This window comes from Lysinibacillus sp. FSL M8-0216 (assembly GCF_038595555.1).
GTDB classification, from domain to species: Bacteria; Bacillota; Bacilli; order Bacillales_A; family Planococcaceae; genus Lysinibacillus; species Lysinibacillus fusiformis.
The window spans coordinates 2,603,714-2,628,266 of record NZ_CP152007.1 but is presented as its reverse complement, the minus strand read 5'-3'; the positions used below and the strand labels follow the sequence as shown (position 1 = coordinate 2,628,266).

Annotated in this window: 24 protein-coding genes and 1 riboswitch; of the genes, 20 read left to right on the top strand and 4 right to left on the bottom strand. The window is 39.9% G+C overall.

Going from position 1 to position 24,553, the window contains the following annotated elements; all coding sequences use genetic code 11:
- Positions 1–18 precede the first annotated feature (18 nt).
- Positions 19–1,194 carry an oxalate decarboxylase family bicupin gene (locus MKX57_RS12820; RefSeq protein WP_342551127.1) on the top strand — a complete coding sequence of 392 codons (1,176 nt, stop codon included), beginning with the start codon at positions 19–21 and terminating at the stop codon, positions 1,192–1,194.
- Between the two features lie 37 nt (positions 1,195–1,231).
- On the opposite strand, the gene MKX57_RS12815 is transcribed toward MKX57_RS12820, so the two are convergent.
- Positions 1,232–2,383 carry an MFS transporter gene (locus MKX57_RS12815; protein ID WP_089987383.1) on the bottom strand — a complete coding sequence of 384 codons (1,152 nt, stop codon included), beginning with the start codon at positions 2,381–2,383 and terminating at the stop codon, positions 1,232–1,234.
- A gap of 98 nt (positions 2,384–2,481) precedes the next feature.
- On the opposite strand from MKX57_RS12815, the gene yeiL reads away from it, so the two are divergent.
- Positions 2,482–3,144, top strand: a complete 663-nt coding sequence (yeiL, locus tag MKX57_RS12810; RefSeq protein ID WP_008178698.1) for a transcriptional regulator YeiL — start codon at positions 2,482–2,484, stop codon at positions 3,142–3,144.
- Between the two features lie 59 nt (positions 3,145–3,203).
- Here the strand turns inward: yeiL and MKX57_RS12805 are convergent, their stop codons facing one another.
- Positions 3,204–3,518, bottom strand: coding sequence for a hypothetical protein (locus MKX57_RS12805; protein WP_008178700.1), 315 nt, complete (start codon positions 3,516–3,518; stop codon positions 3,204–3,206).
- 283 nt (positions 3,519–3,801) lie between these two features.
- Here MKX57_RS12805 and MKX57_RS12800 point away from each other — a divergent pair, with 283 nt between their 5' ends.
- The 16 genes from MKX57_RS12800 to panF all read left to right on the top strand — a co-directional run bounded on the left by MKX57_RS12800 (position 3,802) and on the right by panF (position 21,604).
- Positions 3,802–4,782 (top strand): diaminopimelate dehydrogenase, encoded by a 981-nt coding sequence (locus tag MKX57_RS12800; protein WP_090002701.1) that lies wholly within the window; start codon positions 3,802–3,804, stop codon positions 4,780–4,782.
- Between the two features lie 143 nt (positions 4,783–4,925).
- The gene (locus tag MKX57_RS12795; RefSeq protein ID WP_342550333.1) at positions 4,926–8,114 is read left to right on the top strand and encodes a BTAD domain-containing putative transcriptional regulator; all 3,189 of its coding nucleotides are present in this window, start codon (positions 4,926–4,928) and stop codon (positions 8,112–8,114) included.
- 96 nt (positions 8,115–8,210) lie between these two features.
- On the top strand, positions 8,211–9,047 hold the full coding sequence (locus MKX57_RS12790; protein ID WP_089987391.1) for an alpha/beta hydrolase: 837 nt from the start codon (positions 8,211–8,213) through the stop codon (positions 9,045–9,047).
- Positions 9,040–9,591: a GNAT family N-acetyltransferase gene (locus MKX57_RS12785; RefSeq protein WP_107922619.1), complete on the top strand. Its 552-nt coding sequence runs from the start codon at positions 9,040–9,042 to the stop codon at positions 9,589–9,591. The genes MKX57_RS12790 and MKX57_RS12785 overlap by 8 nt, the downstream gene beginning before the upstream one ends.
- Positions 9,592–9,682: 91 nt before the next feature.
- On the top strand, positions 9,683–10,099 hold the full coding sequence (locus MKX57_RS12780; protein WP_008178710.1) for a GNAT family N-acetyltransferase: 417 nt from the start codon (positions 9,683–9,685) through the stop codon (positions 10,097–10,099).
- Between the two features lie 683 nt (positions 10,100–10,782).
- Positions 10,783–12,021 carry a substrate-binding domain-containing protein gene (locus tag MKX57_RS12775; RefSeq protein ID WP_342529440.1) on the top strand — a complete coding sequence of 413 codons (1,239 nt, stop codon included), beginning with the start codon at positions 10,783–10,785 and terminating at the stop codon, positions 12,019–12,021.
- Between the two features lie 59 nt (positions 12,022–12,080).
- Complete coding sequence (locus MKX57_RS12770; RefSeq protein WP_342529438.1) at positions 12,081–12,857, top strand: ABC transporter ATP-binding protein; 777 nt, start codon at positions 12,081–12,083, stop codon at positions 12,855–12,857.
- Positions 12,832–13,539, top strand: coding sequence for an ABC transporter ATP-binding protein (locus tag MKX57_RS12765; RefSeq protein ID WP_008178717.1), 708 nt, complete (start codon positions 12,832–12,834; stop codon positions 13,537–13,539). Before MKX57_RS12770 ends, MKX57_RS12765 begins: the two co-directional genes overlap by 26 nt.
- Before the next feature lie 15 nt (positions 13,540–13,554).
- A complete protein-coding gene (locus MKX57_RS12760; protein WP_089987202.1) occupies positions 13,555–14,427 on the top strand; it encodes a branched-chain amino acid ABC transporter permease in 873 nt (290 codons plus the stop codon).
- A complete protein-coding gene (locus MKX57_RS12755; protein ID WP_008178720.1) occupies positions 14,424–15,440 on the top strand; it encodes a branched-chain amino acid ABC transporter permease in 1,017 nt (338 codons plus the stop codon). The genes MKX57_RS12760 and MKX57_RS12755 overlap by 4 nt, the downstream gene beginning before the upstream one ends.
- Positions 15,437–16,441: a 3-oxoacyl-ACP synthase gene (locus tag MKX57_RS12750; RefSeq protein WP_089987201.1), complete on the top strand. Its 1,005-nt coding sequence runs from the start codon at positions 15,437–15,439 to the stop codon at positions 16,439–16,441. Before MKX57_RS12755 ends, MKX57_RS12750 begins: the two co-directional genes overlap by 4 nt.
- Before the next feature lie 12 nt (positions 16,442–16,453).
- The gene (locus MKX57_RS12745) at positions 16,454–17,365 is read left to right on the top strand and encodes an alpha/beta hydrolase (protein ID WP_342550332.1); all 912 of its coding nucleotides are present in this window, start codon (positions 16,454–16,456) and stop codon (positions 17,363–17,365) included.
- Positions 17,349–18,080 carry a 3-oxoacyl-ACP reductase FabG gene (gene fabG, locus MKX57_RS12740; protein ID WP_342550331.1) on the top strand — a complete coding sequence of 244 codons (732 nt, stop codon included), beginning with the start codon at positions 17,349–17,351 and terminating at the stop codon, positions 18,078–18,080. Before MKX57_RS12745 ends, fabG begins: the two co-directional genes overlap by 17 nt.
- Before the next feature lie 15 nt (positions 18,081–18,095).
- Positions 18,096–19,574 (top strand): AMP-binding protein, encoded by a 1,479-nt coding sequence (locus MKX57_RS12735; protein WP_089987198.1) that lies wholly within the window; start codon positions 18,096–18,098, stop codon positions 19,572–19,574.
- A 321-nt stretch (positions 19,575–19,895) separates the two neighbouring features.
- Positions 19,896–20,159 carry a YhdT family protein gene (locus MKX57_RS12730; RefSeq protein ID WP_258269565.1) on the top strand — a complete coding sequence of 88 codons (264 nt, stop codon included), beginning with the start codon at positions 19,896–19,898 and terminating at the stop codon, positions 20,157–20,159.
- Positions 20,159–21,604, top strand: coding sequence for a sodium/pantothenate symporter (panF, locus tag MKX57_RS12725; protein WP_342550330.1), 1,446 nt, complete (start codon positions 20,159–20,161; stop codon positions 21,602–21,604). Before MKX57_RS12730 ends, panF begins: the two co-directional genes overlap by 1 nt.
- Positions 21,605–21,648: 44 nt before the next feature.
- Here the strand turns inward: panF and MKX57_RS12720 are convergent, their stop codons facing one another.
- Entirely contained in the window at positions 21,649–22,419 is a 771-nt protein-coding gene (locus tag MKX57_RS12720) for a TSUP family transporter (protein ID WP_008178734.1), read from the bottom strand.
- 126 nt (positions 22,420–22,545) lie between these two features.
- Here MKX57_RS12720 and MKX57_RS12715 point away from each other — a divergent pair, with 126 nt between their 5' ends.
- The gene (locus tag MKX57_RS12715; protein ID WP_089987196.1) at positions 22,546–23,328 is read left to right on the top strand and encodes a TrmB family transcriptional regulator; all 783 of its coding nucleotides are present in this window, start codon (positions 22,546–22,548) and stop codon (positions 23,326–23,328) included.
- 21 nt (positions 23,329–23,349) lie between these two features.
- The gene (locus MKX57_RS12710; protein ID WP_253734802.1) at positions 23,350–23,733 is read left to right on the top strand and encodes a hypothetical protein; all 384 of its coding nucleotides are present in this window, start codon (positions 23,350–23,352) and stop codon (positions 23,731–23,733) included.
- A gap of 47 nt (positions 23,734–23,780) precedes the next feature.
- Here MKX57_RS12710 and MKX57_RS12705 read toward each other — a convergent pair whose 3' ends face one another.
- Positions 23,781–24,152: a nucleotide excision repair endonuclease gene (locus MKX57_RS12705; protein ID WP_008178740.1), complete on the bottom strand. Its 372-nt coding sequence runs from the start codon at positions 24,150–24,152 to the stop codon at positions 23,781–23,783.
- A gap of 202 nt (positions 24,153–24,354) precedes the next feature.
- Positions 24,355–24,464: riboswitch (SAM riboswitch) on the top strand.
- The last annotated feature ends 89 nt before the right edge of the window (positions 24,465–24,553 follow it).

Below are 24,553 nucleotides of genomic sequence, written 5' to 3'. Positions count from 1 at the left end.
GGTGAATAATTGGAAAATATGTCGTCAGGTTATTTTCAGGTGCCTCAGCCTATGCGTAGTGATGGGGCAGGAGGCATAGATAAAGGGCCACGCGATATTATGCGAGATTTAGAAAATCCTGATATGCTGGTGCCGCCGACAACAGATGCAGGTTTGATTCCAAACCTACGATTTTCATTTTCAGACACGCATATGACCTTGAATCAAGGGGGCTGGTCGCGCGAAATTACGGTCCGTGAATTACCAATTGCGACAACAATGGCAGGTGTTAATATGAGTTTGACACCGGGGGGCGTACGTGAGCTACACTGGCATCAGCAGGCAGAGTGGTCTTATATGCTATTGGGGCACGCGCGTATTACGGCAGTCGATCAAAATGGCTGTAACATTATTGCGGATGTAGGTCCAGGGGATTTGTGGTATTTTCCACCAGGAATTCCTCATTCCATACAAGGATTAGCGGGTGGCTGTGAATTTTTATTAGTCTTTGATGATGGGAATTTCTCTGATCTCAATACACTTTCAATTTCAGATTGGTTTGCTCATACGCCAAAGGAAGTGCTGTCAGCGAACTTTGGTGTACCGATTAGTGCCTTTGACGATATTCCGAGTGAACAGGTGTATATTTATCAAGACAATGTTCCTGGATCGATTGACTCGCAAAAAATTCAATCTCCCTATGGTAAGGTGCCACAAACCTTTAAGCACCGTTTGCTAGCTCAGCCACCCTTGAAAACACCAGGTGGCAGTGTCCGTATTGTTGATTCGACCAATTTCCCAATCTCTAAAAATATTGCGGCAGCATTAGTGGAAATTGAGCCTGGGGCAATGCGGGAGCTGCATTGGCATCCGAATAATGATGAATGGCAATATTATCTACAAGGAAAAGGGCGTATGACGGTATTCACTGGGGATGGAACTGCACGAACATTCGATTATCGTGCAGGAGATGTCGGCTATGTGCCGTTTGCGACCGGTCACTATATTGAAAATACGGGTACGGAGCCATTATGGTTTTTAGAAATGTTTAAAAGTGACCGTTTCCAGGACGTCTCTTTAAATCAATGGATGGCGCTAACACCAATCGAACTGGTACAAAGCAATCTACACGTTGGTCCGGAGCTAATACAAGCGCTAAGAAAAGAAAAGTGGCCTGTGGTGAAATATCCTGGATTTTCCTATTATCCGAAATGAAAAACGCAGGTGAAGTAATTCTCACCTGCGTTTTAAATTAATATTGATATTTGCTACGTGTCATGAGCAATATAGCGATGGCTGGAACGGTACAAATTAACATAGCTGCAAAGGACAAACCAGGCGATATTTCGTATAAATAGCCTCCCAAAAATGTCAGGATGGCTGTGCTTAACCCCATCGCTAATGCAGAATATATACCCTGTGCGTTTGGAATTTGCTCCTTTGGTAGGGTTTGCGTTAGATAACGAATAAAAGCAAAATGTGCCAGAGCAAAGGAGAACGCATGCAAAGTTTGAGAGGCAATAAATACCCAAACATTTGGGAATATAAATATTAGTAACCAACGAAGAGAAGACCCGCTAGCTGCTAACAGTAATAAAGAAGAAGAACGCCATTTCGTAAATAATGTATCGGCCTTCATAAAGTATAAAATTTCACAAATAACCGCGATGTTAATAATCATGCCCATATAAAATGGATCTACATGTAAGTCTTCCAAGTATATATAACCGTAGCTATAATAGGAGGCATGTGCACCTTGCAATAAAATAACAATGAATAAGACAATAGGGAAGCCTTTAATATTCCATAGTGTTTTCATGGACAATGATTTTGCACGTTGCTCTTTTGTCGGTACAAGTAGCAATTCCTTTGGTGTAGCGAATAGCTGCATAAGCAACATGCCAATTAAACCAATGATCATGCTCCAAAAGATAATGTTTTTACCGAATACTCCTGTTAGCATACTAATAATTAATACGGCAATAACAAAGCCAAAGGAACCATAGGAGCGGCTTTTACCATAATGAATGTTGCCATATTGGACAAGAGTTGCGGCACTACTTTCTACAGCTGGTAACAGTGCTGGGTAAAAAATACTAAATAAAATAGTTACAACTAATAATGCACTAAAGCCTGAACTAGGTATGTACAGCAGTGCTGTCAGAAGAGCACCGACTGCTAAAATGGTAATGAGTCGTTTATTATTTACATATTTAGCAAGCGTAGGGAAGAAGAAAAGATTAGACGTGGCACGGGCGAGTAACCCACAGCCCATTACAACGCTTGCCTGCGACACAGTCAGATGTTTAGCATCCACAAGCCACCCTGTCCAGTAGGGTAAGAATATGCCCCAAGTAATAAAAAATGTAAAGAAATTTTGAGAAAGCCATCGTTGATTATTCATAAATTTACCGTACCTCCATTTAACTATGTTGAATAATAGCACGTTCATCGCTACAATAATGTGAGATATCTCATATTTTTCAGAGGAGAGAGTAAAAAATGCATATTCTAACAGCAGAAAATCGCACCCATTATCTCGAAAAATATCCGATCCATGACTTTTTCTCATTTGATATTGATCCCTATTTAGAAGTTTGTGAATTTGATAAAGGAGAATGGATTTTCCAGGAAGGCTCCTTTCCAGAAACATTGTATTACATGATTGAAGGCAAGGCGAAGCTTTATATGACGCATAAGAATGGCAAGGTTTCGCTTATCGAATATTTAGAGGGGCCTTTATTTATGGGAGAAATTGAATTGTTAAATGAGGCAAGATATACGAAGGGAATTCAAACAGTAACGAAGACAATTTGTTACTCCATTACTCAGTCATGTAAGGAAAAGTTACTTGCTGATGTATTATTTTTACGCCGACTTTGCGTATTTTTAGGGGAAAAGGCAACAAAAATGACCTCCAAATATACACAAAATCAGGCATATCCTTTTGAAAGTCGTTTAGCAGCATTTATTCAATTATCGGCTGATCAGGGTGTCTATAAGGAAAAACATACAGAAATCTGTGAGTATTTAGGGGTTTCCTATCGCCATTTATTATATGTATTGGCTCAGTTTTGTGAGGAGAAAATTTTGGAGAAACGCAAGACTGGCTACCATATTATTGATGAAAAACGCCTCGCACAATTGGCTCAGGAGATTCAGTAGTTGGGGAATTAAAATTAGGAGGAGCATGATCTAGACTCGATAATACTGTTCTTCAGACTTCAAGTTAAGAAGTCATGGCTAGATTTGTTGTATTCGCTTTTTTTTATGAGCCAGCGAGCAATTTCCTTACCGCTATTATAAAAGTCGACTTCATTAACCCTGTTTTTTTGGATGGATTTGTCTAAGGTGTCTTCCGAAACGTCAAAAGGTAGAACACCGATACATAAATGTTTGTTTGGTGAAAAACTTTCAAGCGGTTTCCTTACAGTTTGAATCGCTTCACTGTTGTGATCCACAGAATTTTGTGTCATATGGAATGCAAGTAGTTCTCCTTGTGCCGTTGTTGTGCTTAATGAGTAACCAGTACTTTTCATTCAACATGCCCCCTTTTGTCGTTACATTTATTGTACAAGACTGGTTCGAAAAATAGCCGTCATTTACAAGGCTTTAACGAAAACTTAAAGGTTCATGGAATATTTAGTAATTTGTAACCGTATTCATACCATCATTGGATAAAAATCATAGAAAACTGATATATATTCTTTCAAAAAAACTCATACTCAAACTATTGTGAATTTTTCTAACACGAAGTATTATTGTAGTTAGATTTAACGTGAAGGTTTTCACAAAGTCGCGTAATCGTGAGGAGGAATTTTAATGAGTGCAATTCGAGTAGGTATTGTTGGTTATGGAAATTTAGGTCGTGGTGTGGAGTATGCTATATCACAAAATCCAGATATGGAAGTAGTAGCGGTGTTCACACGTCGAGACCCTTCAACAGTAAACGTAGCTAGCAGTGCGAGCGTATATTTAGTAGAGGACGCTGAAAAATTCCAAAATGACATTGATGTTATGATTTTATGTGGGGGCTCAGCAACAGATTTACCAGAGCAAGGTCCACATTTTGCTCAATGGTTTAATACAATTGATAGCTTCGATACACATGCGAAAATTCCTGAATTTTTCGATGCGGTTGATGCAGCAGCTCAAAAGTCTGGCAAAGTATCTGTCATCTCAGTTGGTTGGGATCCAGGTTTATTCTCATTAAATCGTCTATTAGGTGAATCTGTATTACCAGTTGGTACAACGTATACTTTCTGGGGAGATGGTCTAAGTCAAGGTCACTCGGATGCAGTTCGTCGTATTGAAGGCGTTAAAAATGCTGTGCAATACACTTTACCAATTAAAGAAGCAGTAGATCGTGTACGTAACGGTGAAAATCCAGAGCTAACAACACGTGAGAAACATGCTCGTGAATGCTGGGTTGTACTAGAAGACGGCGCAGATGCGGCAAAAGTAGAACAAGAAATTGTGACAATGCCTAACTACTTCGATGAATATAATACAACTGTAAACTTCATTTCTGAAGAAGAATTTACAGCAAACCACACAGGTATGCCACATGGTGGTTTTGTGATCCGCAGTGGTGATAGTGGTGCAAACGATAAACAAATTCTTGAATTCTCATTAAAATTAGAAAGTAATCCAAACTTCACGTCTAGTGTTTTAGTCGCTTATGCACGTGCAGCACACCGTCTAAGCCAAGCTGGTGATAAAGGGGCGAAAACAGTATTTGATATCCCATTCAGTCTGCTTTCACCAAAATCAGCTGCTGAATTACGTAAAGAATTACTATAATCATAGAACAAAAGCCCGATTATCATTATTTGATAGTCGGGTTTTTTATTTATTTCCATCAAAGCTATAAAAATATGGTAAACTGTCAATAATTTAATAATCTGAATTTTTGTAACCTTACACAAACGGAGGTTATCGTTTCCATGACAGATATTATCATACAATCCAAATGTATAGCACCAAATCCATCCAATCATTGTATTAATCGAGCGTCACTGATGAGAACATTAAAAAAAAGTCATCAGCATACATGCACACTTATTCATAGTGGGGCAGGGTATGGCAAGACGACCACCCTCACTCAATTTCTGTACCACGAATCTCGACGATTTTCCTGGTACAGTATTTCTGATGAAGATGATACGATTTTACCCTTTTTGACGCATCTTTTTTTCAGTGTACAACGAATTGTGCCTAATTTTGGTCAGACATTTGATACATGGGACCAATTATCTCGCTTTCCGAAAATGGAGGAGCTCAATCGCTGGTATAAGCTGTTTGTCAATTGCTTATGTAACATGGATGAGCCGCTCCTAATTGTTATAGATGACTATCATCTCGTCGATCATGTATTTCACATAAATTATTTAATGGAGAAAATCATTGAGTTTGCGCCGCCAACTGTTCATTTCATTATCGCCTCTAGAACATTACCTAATTGGGATATTACGAGGAAATTAAAGCTACAAAAAAGATTACTTGTTATCACAGAGAAGGAGCTAGCATTTTCAAACGAGGAGATTGCTGTATTTTTTGAAGAATATGTAGATGTGCATTTATCAAGCTCTGAAGTCGCAAAGATTTTGGAAATGACAGAAGGTTGGGCTATTAGCATTTCTTTACTAGCAGAGCAATGGCATCATGCTCCCTTAGATCATTGGCTAACCATCCCGACAAATGATCTCTTCCGCTATTTGTCGGAAGAAGTTTATAGTACGATGACATTCACTGAACAAGAGGTCATCTTAAAATTGGCGATTTTTCCAAACTTTTCAGCAAAATTATTAGAGGATTTTTATGGCTCTGAACTTGCACAAATGTTGAATCCATTCACGCAACGCCACGTATTTATTCAGCCCGCTACAACAGATGGCATTTATCGATTCCACTCGTTGTTTAGTCGTTTTTTAGAAATAAAATGGCAACAGTATCCGCATCAATATAATGACCTTCATCAACAAGCAGCGTTGTTTTATGTGGATCAACATAATGTTCAAGCTGCCCTTTATCATGCCTTTAAAACGAATGATCCCAATTTTTGCGGAGAGCTCTTACAGCTCCATGCAGAGCCATTAATTCGAGCTGGTCAATTCGAATGGTTGTTAGAAAAAATCAATCGCTTTACCGTACAAGAAAAAACAAAGTTTTATAAATTATATTATTTTGAGGGAGAATGCCATCGCTACCGTGCTTTTTATGAAAAAGCTAAGCAATCCTATGAGAAATGTGCAACCATTGCACAGCGGCAGCGGGATGATGTTTATGTGACAAAAGCACAAGCAGGATTAGCCCATATCTATTTAGACACAATTCAACCAGCATTGGCAGAACCTCATTTAGAAAAAGCTTTAGAGCTCGCCAAATATACTCCCTTACCGAAGACAGAATTAGTAGAGCTCCAACGTCAATACGCTGAAAATTTAGTAAACTTAGGGAAGGCAAAGGGGGCACAATTATTTATCGATAATGTGGCTTTACCAGAGGATGTTGTACAACGAGCCAATGTCGATGTACGTGTCTTACTGCGCACAGGGCAGTTGCAAGAGGCAAAAGAATTATTAGGAAAACGGCTTGAATTACCACCTCAGCTCGTCGCAACTCATCGTGAAAGTGAATTGTTAGCAGCTTTTGTCTATACATTGTTAGGGGAAGGAAAGGATGCTTGGTATGCGGCCCAGCACGGTATTCAGAGAGGTTTACGCGAAAAGTCTGTCTTCATTGAGGCTGTTGGCTATATTCGAAAAGCACATGCTTTGTTATTAATGGAGTACCCAGATTATCAAGGGGCTTGTCATGCCTATGAAAAAGCATTGACATTAATGAATACGATTAACATCTCACGGGTTAAGGCAGAACCATATATGGGACTGGCCATCGTCAAACATATGCTAGGGGATATGGAAGCTGCTAAGAAATATTTAGCGCTTGGCTTACAGGAAACGGAACAGGTCCAAGATGCTTGGATGACGGCGCTAATTCTCCTAGCAGAGGTGAAAATCAATGTTTCCCAGCATGAAACGGCACAGGCGAAGGAGTTGTTAATAAAAGCCCAGCAACTGTTTCAAGAATGTGGTGATTGTAATGGGCTGATGCATGTTTTATTTTATCAATCCGTGATTGCCTTTCAAGAGAAGTCAATCGAACAATTTCAATCTTCATTTCAACAGTTCGCCCAATTGTGCATGACAAATGGCTATCATTATTTTCTGCAAAAGAAAATGATCCTTGGCCCAAGCAATCAAATGATTTTTTATGAGCTATTACAATACAGTCAACAATGCGGTAGTGAAGAGCATGCAGCCATCGTTGGGCTGCGACAATTTTTACAGGCGGAAGATAGTATGAGCTACTCGCATGACGAAATTCAGCTCCAACTTTTCGGGAGCGTAAGCCTAATAAGGGGACAACGAAAGCTTGAAGATAAAGAGTGGCAGCGTGATAAGGCAAAGGAGTTATTCGTGTATTTGTATTGTCATCGTCATCGCTTTACACCGAAGGAAGAAATTGCACAAGCATTATGGCCTGAACGGAGCGTTGAGTCCTTGGATCGGGATTTTAAAGTGGTTTTGAATACGTTACTAAAAGTACTGGAACCACAACGACATGCCAGACAGGATAGCCTTTTTATTCAGCGGAAAAATAATATGTATCAGTTACAGCATATCTCTTTTCTTCAAATTGACGTAGAACGCTTTCATTATTACTTCCATTTAGGCATGGAGGAATTTGATCCAGAGCTGTCCAATGAATGGCTACAATTAGCTCTAGCGAGTTATACGGACGCATTATATGCGGAAAAAAAACAACTAGACTGGCTGACACAGGATCGCGAAAAACTACAGTATTTATATATTGAGGTACTTGAACGCCTAGCTCAAAACGCTACAAGACAGCAACAGTATAAAAAGACTATTGGCTACGCAGAGAGGATGGTTCGAGAGGACCCGTTATGGGAGGAAGGGTATCGTCTGCTCATGTATAGTCATTACCAACTTCAAAACCGTTCACTAGCCTTGAAATGGTATGAAAAATGCGTCCAACAATTACAGCAGGAATTGAACACTACTCCAATGGAATCAACAATGGCTGTTTATGATTTGATTATGGGGTAGAGAATGTTGGCAAAAAAAGCTTACTCAGTGTGGGGGACTCATGATTCAAATGTGAAAGAAAACTTTATTTTAGACCATATATTCGGAGGTACAACAATGCCATTTTGTCAGACTAGTAAAGCGAATATTTACTATGAAATAATCGGAACAGGAATACCTATTATTATGCTACACGGTTTTACGCCTGATCATCGGTTAATGAAGGGGTGTATGGAGCCGGTTTTTTTAGAGCAAGAGGGGTGGAAACGTATCTATTTTGACCTTCCTGGGATGGGTAAGACTACGAACTATTCATCGATTCAAAACTCAGATGAAATGTTAGAAGTGGTCAATGAATTTATACAAGCACTGATTCCCGATGAACCCTACTTGCTGGTGGGTGAATCTTATGGGGGCTATTTAGCGCGTGGAATTATGCGAAAGTCAGCTGAGCGGCTTTTAGGGGCTGCCTTTATTTGTCCTCTTATTATTCCAGAGAAGGAGCAACGTACAGTGCCAGAACATTGTGTTGTGACATCAGATTATGCCTTTTTATCAACATTAAGCCAGCAGGAGCTAGTAGATTTTCAGTCGAATCAAGTTGTTCTGAATGCTTATAATTGGAAGCGATATACAGCAGAGGTTCTAGTAGGATGTAGTATAGCAGATCATGCATTTTTAGAAAAAATTCAGCAAAGTTACAGCTTCTCTTTTGCTGTGGATGAACAGTCCTTTGCTAAACCATCCATCTTCCTATTAGGCAAACAGGATTCCGTTGTTGGTTATGAGGATGCCTTTGCGATTTTAAAAAAATTCCCTAGAGCAACCTTCGCAATAGTAGATATCGCTGGTCATAATTTGCAAATTGAACAACCTGAGTTGTTTACCAATTTAATGAGTGAATGGTTGAATCGAGTAGAGGCAGAACAAGGGAGGCATAATCAAAATGATTAAAAATAATGACTTAATACTAGCAAGTGACATGGTCATTTTACGAGAATTCATGGAACATGACTGGGCAGATGTTCATCAATATGCCTCACAAGAAATTGTCTGTCAGTATCAAATCTGGGGGCCGAATACTGAGGAGGATTCTAAAGAGTTTATTCATGATGTACTGAAAGAAGCAAAGCTGACGCCAAGAGAAAGATATGTGTTTGCCATTATTTATCAAGGAAAGCTAATAGGTGCGGTAGAGCTCATGATGAGGGATTTTACAAACAAGGTTGGAGAAATTGGGTACATCGTAAACCCTGAATACTGGGGAAAAGGCATAGCTACGGAAAGTGCTAAGTTAGTCATAACTTTCGGTTTTGAAACATTAAACCTCCACCGCATCTATGCAACATGCGACCCAAGAAATATTGGATCATCCAAAGTGTTAGAAAAAATAGGAATGACAAAAGAAGGGATTCTGCGCGAAAACTTGTTAATGAAGGATGATGTTTGGCGAGATTCATTATTGTATAGCGTATTAAAACAGGAATGGTCAAAATAGGTACCTACAAGCTAAATCGATGTTTGAGGCGGTCAACAAATGGCTAGTAAACTATCGATAGGATATGCTAAATGAATGGGGGAGCTAGTATTTGTTACTATATAAAAACAATCTAGAGGATATTTCATCTGATATGTTAAAGGGCTTTTTTGTCGATTGGCCGAACCCACCAAGCCCACAAACACATCTAAAGCTGTTGGAAAATAGCAGCAAAGTCGTTATGGCTCTTGATGAACAATCCAATCAAATAGTTGGATTTATAACAGCCATTAGTGATGGAGTTCTATCTGCCTATATACCATTTCTTGAAGTGCTTCCTGCCTATAAAAGTAAAGGTATTGGCAAGGAATTAATCAATAGAATGCTCATTGAGCTTCAATATATATACATGATTGATCTATGTTGTGACGATGACTTAGTTCCTTTATATGAGAAATTTGGAATGATGAAATCCAATGGTATGCTCATTAGAAATTACAGTATGCAGTCGGGAGTATCGAAAGAATAGCTCCAAAATATAAAAGACAAAAATGTTGTACTTTCAACGTTTTTGTCTTCTTTTTTTATCGGTTTGAATTTAGAACGTGGCGCTCGTCGTGTACCTCAGTTCTCAAAACGCTAATTTCAACATTTTTCTATAAAAGACTCTTTCTACTTTTGAAAGGGTCTTTTTGCATGAATAAAGTAGTCATTATAAAAAGTAATCTTTGGAGTTGTCCGAAGATTACTTAATACAATTTCTAGAAGGATATCTATGGATTATTTTCGACTAAATGGTGGGTGGCAGAAGCGATATCCCTTTCTTGTAATTGTACGGCAAAGCGTGTGAAATTTTACTGATTGTAAAATTTCACACGCTTTTTAATTTAGAGGTGAGTTTTGACCTGCCGTTGCGCTATGCTTCACTTTCGGGACAGAAAAATACTCTGCACTTTTCGTGCAGATAAAAACCTGTTTTGTCCCTGCCGTTACGCTATGCTTCACCTTCGGGACAGAAAAATACTCTGCACTTTTCGTTAAAACCCGTTTTGTCCCTGCCGTTGCGTTTCACTTCACTTTCGGGACAGAAAAATGATCCGTTCCTCTTGGCCGGATCATTTTTTGTAACTAATTTGTAACTGGTCTTTTATATAGTGAGGTCATAGCAACGAAAGCGCTTTCTTTGGAGAGAATTTTGAAGGGGGATATGGGATGAGGAAGCATTGGTTTTGGTTTCTTTTAGTGATGGTAGCTGTGTTGTTGGTGGCTTGTAGCGAAAAAGATACGAAGGAAGAGGCTGCGGATGCAGATACTACTGATGGTGAGACGAAGGCTGTTACGGCGGAAGGGGAAACGATTAGGATTGGGGTGCTTGCTTCGTTAACAGGGGCACTTGAGTCTTATGGAAAACAAACGCAGCGTGGATTTGATTTAGGGATAGAGTATGCCACTGGGGGTACGATGGAGGTCAATGGGAAAAAAATTGAGATTATTTATGAGGATACGGAGACAAAGCCTGAGGTGGCTGTACAAAAGGCCACAAAGCTATTAGAGGATGATCAGGTTGATTTTCTAGTAGGTTCGTCAAGCTCTGGTGATACGTTGGCTGTCCTTCCACTTGCAGAGGAGTATGAAAAAATTATGGTCGTGGAGCCTGCGGTAGCAGATAGTATTACAGGGTCAGAATTTAATGAATATATTTTCCGTACAGGACGTAATTCATCACAGGATGCGTATGCTGCGGCGGCAGCTATTGCGGGAGATGGTGTGAAGATTGCAACGTTTGCGCCAGATTATTCATTTGGCTGGGACGGTGTGAATGCATTTAAGACAGCTGCAGAGAAGTTGGGAGCAGAAATTGTGCTAGAGGAGTATGCAGATCCAGCCGCAACAGACTTTACGTCGAATCTGCAAAAGGTGATGGATGCTAAGCCAGATTATTTATTTGTCGTATGGGCAGGGGCAAATTCTCCTTGGAATCAAATTGCTGATCTTAAAATTCAAGAAAAAGGCATTAAAATTTCTACGGGTGCGCCTGATATTATTGCGCTTCAATTTATGAATCCATTAGTTGGTATGGAAGGCTTCTCCGTGTACTATCATACGTTACCTCAAAATGATGTGAATAAATGGTTAGTGGAGGAGCATCAAAAACGTTTCAATGAGGTACCGGATTTATTTACACCTGGAGGTATGTCCGCAGCTATTTCGATTGTAGAGGCATTGAAGAAATCGGATGGGGATGCCGATGCCAATAAGCTAATTGATGTGATGGAAGGCATGTCATTTGAGACACCGAAAGGCACGATGACCTTCCGTGAAGAGGATCACCAAGCCCTTCAATCTATGTATTCCATTCGATTAGAAAATCAAGAAGGTGTGGATTACCCAGTACCAGTCCTTATTCGTGAGCTGAGTCCTGAGGAAACAGCCCCACCTGTTATGAATTAGCATATGGGAGGCAGAAATTCTGTCTCTCTACATAACTAGTAGAAGGGAAGGGAGTAGAGATGGAGCCTATATTACACACTGATAATTTAACAATCCGTTTTGGTGGGCATACAGCGGTGGATGGTGTCAATTTTCAAATGCCTGAAAAGCATCTGAAGTCCATTATTGGACCGAATGGTGCGGGTAAAACAACATTCTTTAATTTAATTAGTGGTGAATTAAAGCCAACTGCGGGTGATGTTTATTTTAAGGGGCAATCATTGGCACAAAAGTCGGCCATTGAAAGAACACGTATGGGTTTAGGTCGATCCTTTCAAATTACGAATGTTTTTCCAAACTTAACGGTTTTCGAAAATATTCGTTTAGCTGTGCAGTCTAAGGAGAAAATCCGTTATCAGCTATTTCGGCACTATAAAAGCTATAAGGCGATCACTGAAAAAGCAGAAGAGCTATTAGCACTTGTGTTACTAGATAATAAACGCGACGCCCTTACAACGATGCTTTCACATGGGGAGAAAAGGAAGCTTGAGATTGCTATGCTGCTTGCGTTAGATACGGAAATTCTGTTACTGGATGAACCAACTGCTGGCATGTCTTTAGAGGAAGTACCAACCATTTTAGAAGTGATTCGCACAATAAAACAGCAGGGAAATAAGACCATTTTGCTTATTGAACACAAAATGGATATGATTTTAGATTTATCGGATTCGATAATGGTGTTGTTTAATGGTCAATTATTAGCAGATGGATCACCTGAGGAAATCATGAATAATGACACCGTACAACATGCATATTTGGGGGGATTGTACGATGAACACCTTACTGACACTAAATGAGGTTCATACGCATATCGGACAATATCACATCTTACAGGGCGTAAATTTTGAAGCGAAGGAGGGGCAGGTGACAGTATTGCTAGGTCGGAATGGTGCAGGTAAAACGACAACGCTGAAAACGATTATGGGCTTAACACCTGCCACAAAGGGAGAAATCGCCTTTCGCTCCCACTCTATTAAAAAAAGTCCTACTTACAAGGTGGCCAAATTAGGGATAGGCTATGTTCCAGAAAATCAAGGGATTTTTGCTGATTTATCGGTAGAGGAGAATATGAAGGTAGCGATGCGTAAGGAGGATACAGCGACGGTAGAGCGACAGCAATATGTGCTTGAGCTTTTTCCAGACTTAAAGAAGTTTTGGAAGAAGGCTGGCGGCCATTTATCAGGTGGCCAAAAGCAAATGCTGTCAATGGCAAGAGCTTTTATCAATGATAGTCCGTTAATTTTGATTGATGAACCGTCGAAAGGGCTAGCACCAATAGTCGTTGAAAAGGTGATGGAAGCCATTGTGGAAATGAAAAAGAAGACGTCCATTGTTCTTGTGGAACAAAACTTTATGATGGCTAGCCGAATCGGTGATACTTATACATTGATTGATGATGGCAGAACTGTACATTCAGGCAATATGAAGGAACTTATTGATAATGAAGAACTAAAACGCAAGTATTTGGGCATTGGATAAAGGGGGTGACCATCATTGGAGCTGTTTGTCAATTTAATCATTAATGGCTTGGCAACAGGCATGCTGATATTTTTACTAGCGGCAGGCTTGACGTTAATTTTCGGCTTAATGGATGTGTTAAATTTCGCGCATGGTGGGTTATTCGTTTGGGGGGCTTATGCGGGAATCTTCACCTATATGTATACGGAAAGTTTCATCGTAGGGATTATTGGTGCTATTTTAACGGGGGCATTGCTAGGATTTATCACAGAAAAATTAATTATCACACCTGTTTACGGCAATCATATTCAGCAAATTTTAATAACGTTAGGATTGATGCTTGTTTTGCAGGAGCTAATTAAAGTAGTCTTTGGCCCGAATGGTGTTGCCGTGAAAACACCAAGTTATTTAGCTGGTAGCTGGGAAATTGGTGACGTTATTATCATCAAATATCGGTTATTTATTATTGTCATTGGATTTGTGATTTTTGGGATTTTCCAATATATGCTGAAGCGCACGAAGATTGGTTTAATTGTTCGGGCAGGCGTTCAAGACAAGGAAATGGCGCAGGCTCTTGGTATTCATATTAAACGTGTGTTTTTATATGTTTTCATGATTGGTGCGGCACTTGCAGCACTAAGTGGCATGTTGATGGCTCCCTATTCAGGCGTAATCTATGCAGAAATGGGTATGGAATACGCTATTTTAGGCTTTATTGTGGTAGTCATTGGTGGAATGGGCAGTTTTTCCGGCTCCTTGCTGGCGGCTATTTTAGTAGGACTAGCAGGTAGCTTTATGGCTTATTATGTGCCCGTCCTATCACTTGCAGTCAATATGATATTAATGGCAATTGTATTAATCTTCCGCCCTCAAGGACTGTTTGCATTGCGAAAGGAGCGAACATCATGAAGCCAAAAATTGCCTTACGCCATATCGCATTTTTCCTATTATTTGGGATATTTTTCATACTTCCTTTCGTTAATGATTCAAGGACATTACTTATTTTATTAACGCAAATTTTCATTTTTGGGATACTAGCAATGAGCTATGATATTTTACTAGGTTATACAGGAATCGTGTCGTTTGGGCATGCCATGTTTTTTGGTATTGGTGCCTATACAACAGCGGTTATGCTCAAGCAGATGGAAAATACTATGGTTATTTTTGTCCTCTCCATCGTGATTGGCATGCTGTTAGCAGGACTCATTAGCTTCTTAGTAGGGCTACTGACACTTCGTTTGAAAAGTCATTTCTTTGCTATGCTGACATTAGCCTTTTCAGGGTTATTTCTAGTACTAGCTGAAAAATGGCGCACGGTTACTTACGGCAATGATGGCTTTACATTTCGAGCACCAGATATGTTTAGAGATCGTATGACGTTCTATTTTTTTGTACTCGGGAGCCTAGTTTTAATCTTTTTAGCCCTTTATCGCTTCGTTAATTCTCCGACAGGTCGAATTTTAATTGCTGTTCGTGAAAATGAACAACGGACGAAATCATTAGGCTTCAACACCTTGCATTATAAAGTCATTGCTTCAGTTGTGGCAGGCATTGTTGCGAGCTTCGCAGGTTCTTTATATGCCGTATCCCTACGCTTCGTTAATACAAGTGTAATGACGATGGATATTACACTCGATGCTTTATTAATGACCATTATTGGTGGTGTCGGCACTTTAGTGGGACCATTATTAGGGTCAGCAGTCATTGAATATGCTCAGCACACATTATCTGGATTGGCACGAGATTATCCTATTTTTGAACGTTGGATTATTTTCTTTGGCATTCTTTATATTTTAGCGGTGATCTTTTTCCCAAAGGGCCTTATTGGTACACTTCGCTTGCTCATATGGAAATGGCGAGGAAAAGTAAAGAACAGAAAAACACAGGTTGCCTTGCCGCAGGAAAAGGAGCGATTTGAATGACAGTAGGGATTGTCAGTACAGGTATTTATCTACCACAAAACAGAATGTCATCCAATGAAATTGCGGATCTTTCCAATATTCCAGAGGATATTATCCGTCAAAAAATGGGCATTCATGAAAAACCGATTCCTGGAGAGCATGATCATACCGTGCAAATGGGGATATGGGCAGCACAGGATGCCCTTAAAAAAGCACATATAGAGCCGAAAGATATTGATGTTGTTATTTATATGGGAGAGGAGCATAAGGAATATCCTTTATGGACAGCCTCCATCAAAATGCAGGAAGAGCTTGGTGCAGTCTATGCGTGGGCATTTGATGTGCAATTACGTTGTGGCACGACGATTATGGCGCTGAAGGTCGCAAAAAGCTTAATGGCCTCCGACGACACGATCAACACAATTCTCATCGCTGGTGGTTATCGCAATGTTGATTTTATCAATTATAGCAATCCACGAACACGCTTTATGTATAATTTGGCAGCTGGTGGAGGCGCTATGCTGTTACAAAAAAACTATCCAAAAAACCAGCTTTTAGAGGCGGATATCATGACAGATGGCACCTTTTCTGAGGATGTCGTCGTTCCTGTTGGTGGCACGAAAACACCATTAACACCCTCTCATTTAACAGAACAATTATATCAGTTGGATGTTCTAGATCCGATTGGCATGAAAGAACGGTTAGAACAGAAATCTTTAAGCAACTTTTTGAAGGTCATTCGTAGCTCTTTATCGAAAAGTGGATATAGGGAAGAGCAGTTACATTATTTAGCGATGCTGCATATGAAAAGATCCGCCCATGACTATATTTTAACGGAGCTTGGTCTGCAGCCCGAGCAATCTATTTATTTACAAGACTATGGGCATATTGGTCAGATTGATCAAATATTGTCCTTACAGCTTGCTTTAGAACAAAATCGAATACAAGCTGGCGATATTGTTACATTGGTTAGTGCAGGCATTGGCTATGTATGGGGGGCTATTACAATACGTTGGGGATAAGGGGGAAGTGCAATGTTAAAAACGGTTCAGTTAGCAAATGGAGAAACGATGGCCTATCGAAAACGTTCGGGTGGAGGGCATCCTTTAGTGCTGGTTCACGGGAATATGACCTCCTCTAAGCATTGGGACTTACTAATGGATGCTTTAGATGAAAAATTTACGATTTATGCGATTGATTTACGAGGTTTTGGTGGATCTTCCTACCATCAGCCTATTTCGTCCATCAGAGATTTTAGTGGGGATGTCAAATTATTTGTGGATGCTTTGCAATTACAAACCTTTGATATGATTGGCTGGTCAACGGGTGGAGCAGTCTGTCTACAGTTTGCCGCCAATTATCCAGGCTATTGTCAACGACTGATTTTACTAGCATCTGCTTCCACACGTGGCTATCCATTTTACACGGATTTAGGAACGGGCAATCCTGCCTCATTTAAGAGAGCGTATAGCTATGAAGAGGTACTTGTGGATACATCGAAAACGAAGCTTATACAGGGCTTCTATCATACGAAAAATAGAGAAGGCTTACAGTCACTGTGGAATTCTTTAATTTATACCCATCACCAGCCGAGCAAGGAAAAATATGAAGAATATGTTGAGGATATGCTGACACAGCGAAATTTAGCGGAAGTTTATCATGCACTGAATACTTTTAATATAAGTGTAGTTGATCATGAGGTGGCTAAAGGGACACACGAAGCCCTACTTCTTACTATTCCCATTTTAGTATTAAGAGGAGATCGTGATTTAGTCATTACGGAAAAAATGAATGCAGAATTGCTTCAGGATCTGGGCAAGCAGGCTCAATTTGTGGGCTTAAAAGATTGTGGGCACTCTCCATTAGTGGATGATGTCGCACAGCTGACAGCTGAAATTGAAACCTTTTTAGAAATTGGAGGGAGAAATTATGCGCTTAAACAATAAAGTCGCCATTATTACAGGTGCCGCCAATGGTATTGGCTATGCGGCTGCTGAGCGTTTTATCGAAGAAGGGGCAGTGGTTTTTATTGCTGACTATGATAACGATGAGGGGAATGCTGTAGCACAACATTTAGGTGAAAAGGCGACATTTATACAAGTGGATGTAGCGAATCGGGAGAGCGTAAAACAATTAGTGGCAACCGTCATTGAGCAAGTAGGATGTATCGATATTCTAGTGAATAATGCAGGGATTACAAGAGACGCCATGCTAACTAAGATGACGGAGGATCAATTTCAACAAGTGTTAGATGTCAATTTGACAGGTGTTTTTCACTGTACACAGGAAGTCATTCCCCATATGGTTGCGGCTGGGAGCGGCAAAATTATTAATACATCCTCTGTAAGTGGTGTCTATGGCAATGTTGGTCAAACGAATTATGCAGCCACAAAAGCGGCGATTGTAGGAATGACTAAAACATGGGCAAAGGAATTAGGGCGGAAAGGGATTAATGTCAATGCGGTTGCTCCTGGCTTTACAGAAACCGATATGGTAAAGAAAATGCCTGAAAATATCCTTGCTCAAATGCGATCGATCGTCCCATTGCAGCGTTTAGGTACACCTCGCGATATTGCTAATGCTTACTTGTTTTTAGCATCTGATGAAGCCTCCTACGTCCATGGTCATACGCTTCATGTGGATGGCGCCATTATGATGTGACGGGAGGTTTTCTACATGTTTGTTGAGCACGAGTGGATTTTAAAGCGAGCTGCATTAACACCTCACCACATTGCATTGATTAATCTAGCTACAGCAGAGCAATGGACGTATCAGCAATTAAGTGAGGAAATCAGTAAATGGTGTCAATTTTTCCAGGGTCAGCAGCTATTGAAGGGAAGTAGAGTCGCAGTTTTTGCCAAAAATCATATTCAACTTTTTGCTGTTCTCTTTGCCTGTGGGCTGCGCGGACTTATTTATGTGCCGTTAAATTGGCGTTTGAGTAAGGAGGAACTAGCCCAAATTTTGGAGGATGCTACCCCTTCAATCCTCTTGTTTGAAGAGGAGGATACTTGTCCAATCGTGTTAGACAAAATGTTTTCGCTGCATAGTATCCAGCAACAGAAAAAAGGGAGCGTTAATAAGCAAACTATGGAAGTAGATGATCCCTGGCTCATGATTTATACAGGGGGGACAACAGGTCGGCCAAAGGGGGTCGTGTTATCCTTTGAGTCAGTCAATTGGAATGCCATGAATACAATTATTAGCTGGGGTTTGCACGACAAAGATCGTACTTTAAATTATATGCCCATGTTTCATACAGGTGGCTTAAATGCGCTTTGTATCCCCTTACTGATGGCTGGTGGGACTGTTATTATTGGTGATAAATTCGAAGCGGAGGCAGCACTGCGAGCTACAAACCAATATGAAACAACAATCTCACTTTTTGTCCCAACGATGTATCAAGCAATGATTGCCTCGAAATATTTTCAGGAAAATCAATTTCCTTCGATGAAAGTATTTTTATCAGGTGGTGCCCCATGTCCTCATCCAATTTACGATGCATTTTATAGGAAAGGGTTATTTTTTAAAGAGGGCTACGGCTTGACGGAGGCAGGACCTAATAACTTTTTCATTGCTCGCGAGGATGCCTATGCCAAAAAAGGAGCCGTTGGGAAAAGCATGCAATTCATTGAAGCTAAAATCATCAAACCGACTGGACATAATTGTGCACCTCGTGAAGTGGGGGAGCTATTAGTAAAAGGCAAGCATATGTTTCGTTTCTATTGGAATAACAAGGAGGAAACGGCCAGTATTATGCAAGATGGTTGGTTAAAAACGGGCGATCTAGCTATGATGGATGAGGATGGCGATTTCTTTATTGTTGGACGTAGAAAAGAAATGATCATCTCTGGTGGTGAAAATGTTTATCCTCAGGAAGTCGAACAGTGTATATTACAGCATCCTGATGTACAGGAGGTTGCCGTAATTGGCATAGCAGACGACTATTGGGGAGAGGTCGTGACAGCTTTCATTGTCTGTCACAATCAAGTAGCGACCATTTTAGATGAACTCCACGACCTGTGTCATCAACAGCTAGGTAGGTTTAAAATCCCTAAACAAATCCTTTTCTTAGAGGAATTACCGAAAACAAGCGTCGGTAAAATCGATAAAAAGGCTTTGCATATGCTTGTAGATGCTACGCCATGTGAATAAAAGTGCTCGTGTTTCTATTATCGGAATCGACAGAGCCATCAAAAATAGCGTCATTACAAGGAGAACCTATTATTTTTATTCAACATGCACAATTCTTTAGCGTTGGAACATTTTAAGTTTGGGAAAAGCTCCAATAAAAATTGACTTTGCATATAACCTTCGTCTCATGTAATAGGCGAAGGTTATTGCGCTTTTAAGACTGGTAATCGTGCAAGAACCTCTGTTTATCGTTGTTTAGTTCTTGTTACCGCTTATTTTTTCACATCTCTTCCCATCAGACCAACATATCAGTAAAATAGAGTAGGTTAGGGGGATTGTCTTGTGAAAGATCAACGCTTTAAAATTGCGCATCGAGAGGCGCTTATTGGAATTGGATTAGTCCTTGTCAACTTTGCGATTTGGTTTGGCTTTGCTTATGGACTAGGTGCAGGGGATCCCGCAAATTATTCGTATGTTTTGGGTTTTCCTGCTTGGTTTTTCTATAGCTGTATCGCAGGGACAGGCTTTATGATCCTGCTCATCTGGATCGTTATGAAGCTCTTCTTTAAAGAGGTTCCATTTGAAGATGAGGAGGAGGAGCGCTAATGCATTGGCAAGTTGTATTTCCATTGCTATTATTTTTAATTATTATTTTTGGAATTGGTTTATGGGCCAATAAACATGTCCGCTCTTCTAACTCGTTTCTACAGGAGTATTTCCTTGGTGGTCGAGAAATGGGTGGATTTATCCTAGCGATGACAATGATAGCTACATATGGTAGTGCGAGTAGCTTTATCGGAGGGCCAGGAGTAGCTTATACGAAAGGGCTGGGCTGGGTGCTACTTGCTATGGCACAGCTACCTGCTGGCTATTTTGTCCTGATGATTTTAGGGAAAAAATTTGCGATTATTGCTCGTCGTTACCAAGCTATTACGCTTATCGACTTTTTACGAGAACGCTATAAAAGCCATGTCATTGTCATTCTGTCTGCTATTAGTATTATTGTCTTTTTATTTTCAGCGATGATGGCGCAGTGGGTAGGAGGAGCCCGTTTAATTGAGTCTTTAACAGGCTTACATTATACGGCGGGACTGTTTATATTTGCGATTTCAGTTTTAGTGTATGTTATTATTGGTGGCTTCCGAGCAGTTGCTTTAACGGATACTGTACAGGGCTCCATCATGGTTATCGGAACTGTCATTTTATTAATCGGTACTATTATTGCAGGTGGAGGCATCGATAAAATTATGACCTCGCTGGTCGCAGAGAATCCCAATTTCGTATCTCCATTTGGAGCAGAAGGGGATTTAACACCTCTGTATGTTTCAACATTTTGGATATTAATTGGTGTGGGGGTGGTCGGTCTTCCTCAAATCGCCGTGCGTGCGATGAGTTATAAGGATTCTAAAAGTATGCACTTAGCGATCATTATAGGCACGATTGCCATCGGGACGATCATGTTTGGGATGCATCTAATTGGTGTGTTAGCACGACCTGTCCTACCTGGCATCGATATTGGTGATAAAGTCATGCCACTCTTAACATTGAAGGTACTGCCGCCATTTTTAGCAGGGATTGTCTTAGCAGCACCAATGGCCGCTACCATGTCTACTGTCAATGCACTGCTCATGCTAGTAAGCTCTACGGTTGTCAAAGACATCTATTTAAATTACATGAAGCCAAAGGCAAGTGATGCAGAGATTAAGCGTGCCAGTTTTATAGTAACAACGGTCATTGGCTTAGCGGTTGTCCTCTTTGCACTCCATCCACCTGATTTATTAGTGTGGTTAAATTTATTTGCATTTGGTGGACTTGAGGCAGTCTTTATTTGGACGGTAGTTCTCGGGTTATACTGGAGGAAAGCAAACAAATATGGCGCCATTTCGTCAATGATTTCAGGTATGGCTTTGTATATTTTCATTGACCGGTTCTATCCGACCGCTTTCGGTATGCATACCGTTACGATTCCTATTATAGCTTCCTTCATTATTTTTGTAATCGTCAGTCTTGCTACTAGTCATAAATTTAAGGACGAGCATTTCCTCATATAATGTAAAACAACGCCGCAGATTTTTGACTGTGGCGTTGTTTTTATTTAATGAATCATATAATCGTAGGCATTTTTTGCAAGGAGCGTCATCGTCACAATGATAAAAAGCGTACGGACAAAGCCGCTTCCTTTTTGAATGGCCATACGAGAGCCAAGCATAGCCCCACCAATTTGAGCAACTCCCATAACTAAACCATATACATAATGGATTTGACCTAAGTAAGCAAACATACAAACACCTGCCACATTACTTGCTAAATTTAAAAATTTCGCATTTCCTGCCGCCTTTAAAAAATCAAAGCCAACAAGCAAGAAGCTAAAGATTAAAAAAGAGCCCGTTCCAGGACCAAGAAACCCGTCATAAAACCCAATAGCAAATAATAGCATCATAAATAAAAATAAGTGCGTTTTAGATAGATTTTTAACCGTTGAGACAGCGCCCCAATCCTTTTTAAAGATCGTATATATCCCAACAGCCGCCAGCATGATAAGCATTAATGGTTTTAATAGGGCTGGGTTAATTAAATGAACAGTCCAAGCACCACATAATGATCCAATGAAGGCGAGAGGGAAATATTTCAGGACAGATCGAATTTCAAGCTGACCAGAACGGTAAAAGGAAATGGACGATGTGAGTGAGCCCATCGCGCCAGCTAATTTATTGGTTGCTACTGCAGCGGCGGGATTTAAGCCAACAAACAATAAGGCTGGTAAGGAAATTAAACCACCACCTCCAACGACAGAATCGATAAATGCTGCCAAAAATCCAAAGGAAATCAATAGTATTAAAATATGTACATCCACATCAAAAACCATGCTTACACCTCTTCTTTATTAGTTACTACTGAAATAGTAACTAATTTATTCGATGCTGTAAAGCCTAATTTTTTCATTGGCAAATGTTCACAACAGTAGCCTATAATAAAAATATGGAGGGATGATATGAATGAATTAATCGCCCAATTAAAAGAACTGGGATTGACAGAATATGAGGCAAAGGCCTATACAGCACTCGTACAAAATAGTCATGTCAGTGCCTACCAAGTTAGCAAAAACTCTGGGATACCAAGAGCTAGAATCTATGACATATTAAATGGTCTTGTTGAGAAGGGATTCGTACTGAAAGAGGAAACGGCGGATCAAACGACTTATTCTTCCATTCCTGTCGAGATGTTTTTGCAGCAAGTTCAACAGCGCTGGCAATCGAATTTTACGTCGATTAGTGATCAATTAGAAAAACTAGAAACGAAAGAACAAGAAACGGAACCTAAAGTGTTAATGCTAAAAGGGAAGCAGACAATCATCAATTATTGTCAAACCTTATTAAAAAAAGCAGAGACAAAAGTCATCCTATCGATGTGGGAAGATATGTACGATGCCTTACGCGAGGATATCGAAGGGGTATCACAGCATGTGGAGGTGCATGGCATTACCTTATATGTCGGGGAGCATCTGGCATCTATCGATCAGCACAGAGCCACACACTATACGAGAAAGACTTCTACACCCCATTGGTTTATTTTATCGGTTGATGGACAAGAAATGATTTATGGTCACTCGCCGTCAAACCAGGAAACCGCTTTTATAACGAATGATCCTGTGCATATTTATTTATTAGAGGATTATGTTTGGCATGATGTTCTTATCAATCGACTAGTGAAGCGTGATGATAAAGAGCTTGAGGACTGGATTGCTAAAGAACGTAAAGCATTTTTCTTAGAGTAGCTATAAGGGAAGGGGAGCATCTTGAAAAAATGGATGTTGCCAGTATTGTTTTATGTATTATGGATTGGCGGATGTGATTCTGCACCGCTGCTAGTTCCACCTAAGATTCAGGAGCTAACCATCGTTCCTGACCATATCCAACAGCATATTATAGCTCAAGAAAGAATTCAGTTATTGTATGAAGATGACATGACGTACTATCTTGTCATGTTTTCGAAAGGAAATGTGCTAGCAAGTGTGGCAGCAAATGAAGATCGGTTAGTCATTCATTTCAAGGAAGGAAGCGAGCAAAAGAAAGAAGCTCAACCGTATGTCTATGCCATCAATAAAAACCCGGAGCTGACGATTATTGAGCTATATATTAACGGCAAAAGCATGGCGATAGATCGCATGACTATGATGTAATAAAAAAACCGAAATCCCTAAAAAAGAGATTTCGGTTTTTGTTGATATTAATAAAATACTTTATCTACATTGTATTTGGAGCGGAACGTATTAATCGCATATGTTTCATAAATTTCACGTTCCATAGGATCTTCTACTTCATAGACTTCAATTTTGAAGACCTCGTCACGATAGTTTTTCAACGGAGATACATTGTCTTCAAAATGTTTTTTAATGCGTTGACGAATTTTACGTGCTTTGCCGACAAATAATAGCTCATTCTTTTCATTATAGAATAAGAAAATGCCGCCTTTATCACGTGTGATTTTGTGGAAGTCGATGAAACCAAAGTATGGTGTAATTGGGACATCACCTGGTTTTACATCTTGTTCGCGTTGGCGAATGACTACATCTGGTTTTGGAAATTCAATATTAATCAAAGTATTCACGTTCCTCTCTATTACTAAAGATATATGGTAACATAATAGCGGCATGTTTACCATAAAATTTCATGTAGAATAACCATATACAGCAAGCTTAGTGTTTATCAAATGATTGGAGAACATGCATAGGAATAACAAAATATTCTATGAATTATTGATATTCTAACTAGTCCATGTTACAATTCAAGATAATTAAATAATCTTATCAAGAGAAGCAGAGGGATTTGGCCCGATGACGCTTCAGCAACCTCTAACAAATGTTAGAAAGGTGCTAATTCCAGCAAAGGTTTTTCCTTTGAGAGATAAGAGTGAACGTGAAAAAAATCCTTCTCATTCTATCTCATATGGAATGTGGAGGATTTTTTAATTTTTAGAAAAAGGAGCAAAAAAAGAGAGGG

What these genes read in the sequence shown, in the direction of transcription:
- MKX57_RS12720 (WP_008178734.1), bottom strand. Translation starts at nt 22,419, where the DNA reads ATGGTTTTTGATGTGGATGTACATATTTTAATACTATTGATTTCCTTT.
- MKX57_RS12795 (WP_342550333.1), top strand. Translation starts at nt 4,926, where the DNA reads ATGACAGATATTATCATACAATCCAAATGTATAGCACCAAATCCATCC.
- fabG (WP_342550331.1), top strand. Translation starts at nt 17,349, where the DNA reads ATGCGCTTAAACAATAAAGTCGCCATTATTACAGGTGCCGCCAATGGT.
- MKX57_RS12745 (WP_342550332.1), top strand. Translation starts at nt 16,454, where the DNA reads ATGTTAAAAACGGTTCAGTTAGCAAATGGAGAAACGATGGCCTATCGA.
- yeiL (WP_008178698.1), top strand. Translation starts at nt 2,482, where the DNA reads ATGCATATTCTAACAGCAGAAAATCGCACCCATTATCTCGAAAAATAT.
- MKX57_RS12805 (WP_008178700.1), bottom strand. Translation starts at nt 3,518, where the DNA reads ATGAAAAGTACTGGTTACTCATTAAGCACAACAACGGCACAAGGAGAA.
- MKX57_RS12800 (WP_090002701.1), top strand. Translation starts at nt 3,802, where the DNA reads ATGAGTGCAATTCGAGTAGGTATTGTTGGTTATGGAAATTTAGGTCGT.
- MKX57_RS12790 (WP_089987391.1), top strand. Translation starts at nt 8,211, where the DNA reads ATGCCATTTTGTCAGACTAGTAAAGCGAATATTTACTATGAAATAATC.
- MKX57_RS12750 (WP_089987201.1), top strand. Translation starts at nt 15,437, where the DNA reads ATGACAGTAGGGATTGTCAGTACAGGTATTTATCTACCACAAAACAGA.
- MKX57_RS12735 (WP_089987198.1), top strand. Translation starts at nt 18,096, where the DNA reads ATGTTTGTTGAGCACGAGTGGATTTTAAAGCGAGCTGCATTAACACCT.
- panF (WP_342550330.1), top strand. Translation starts at nt 20,159, where the DNA reads ATGCATTGGCAAGTTGTATTTCCATTGCTATTATTTTTAATTATTATT.
- MKX57_RS12820 (WP_342551127.1), top strand. Translation starts at nt 19, where the DNA reads ATGTCGTCAGGTTATTTTCAGGTGCCTCAGCCTATGCGTAGTGATGGG.
- MKX57_RS12755 (WP_008178720.1), top strand. Translation starts at nt 14,424, where the DNA reads ATGAAGCCAAAAATTGCCTTACGCCATATCGCATTTTTCCTATTATTT.
- MKX57_RS12775 (WP_342529440.1), top strand. Translation starts at nt 10,783, where the DNA reads ATGAGGAAGCATTGGTTTTGGTTTCTTTTAGTGATGGTAGCTGTGTTG.
- MKX57_RS12770 (WP_342529438.1), top strand. Translation starts at nt 12,081, where the DNA reads ATGGAGCCTATATTACACACTGATAATTTAACAATCCGTTTTGGTGGG.
- MKX57_RS12765 (WP_008178717.1), top strand. Translation starts at nt 12,832, where the DNA reads ATGAACACCTTACTGACACTAAATGAGGTTCATACGCATATCGGACAA.
- MKX57_RS12785 (WP_107922619.1), top strand. Translation starts at nt 9,040, where the DNA reads ATGATTAAAAATAATGACTTAATACTAGCAAGTGACATGGTCATTTTA.
- MKX57_RS12815 (WP_089987383.1), bottom strand. Translation starts at nt 2,383, where the DNA reads ATGAATAATCAACGATGGCTTTCTCAAAATTTCTTTACATTTTTTATT.
- MKX57_RS12715 (WP_089987196.1), top strand. Translation starts at nt 22,546, where the DNA reads ATGAATGAATTAATCGCCCAATTAAAAGAACTGGGATTGACAGAATAT.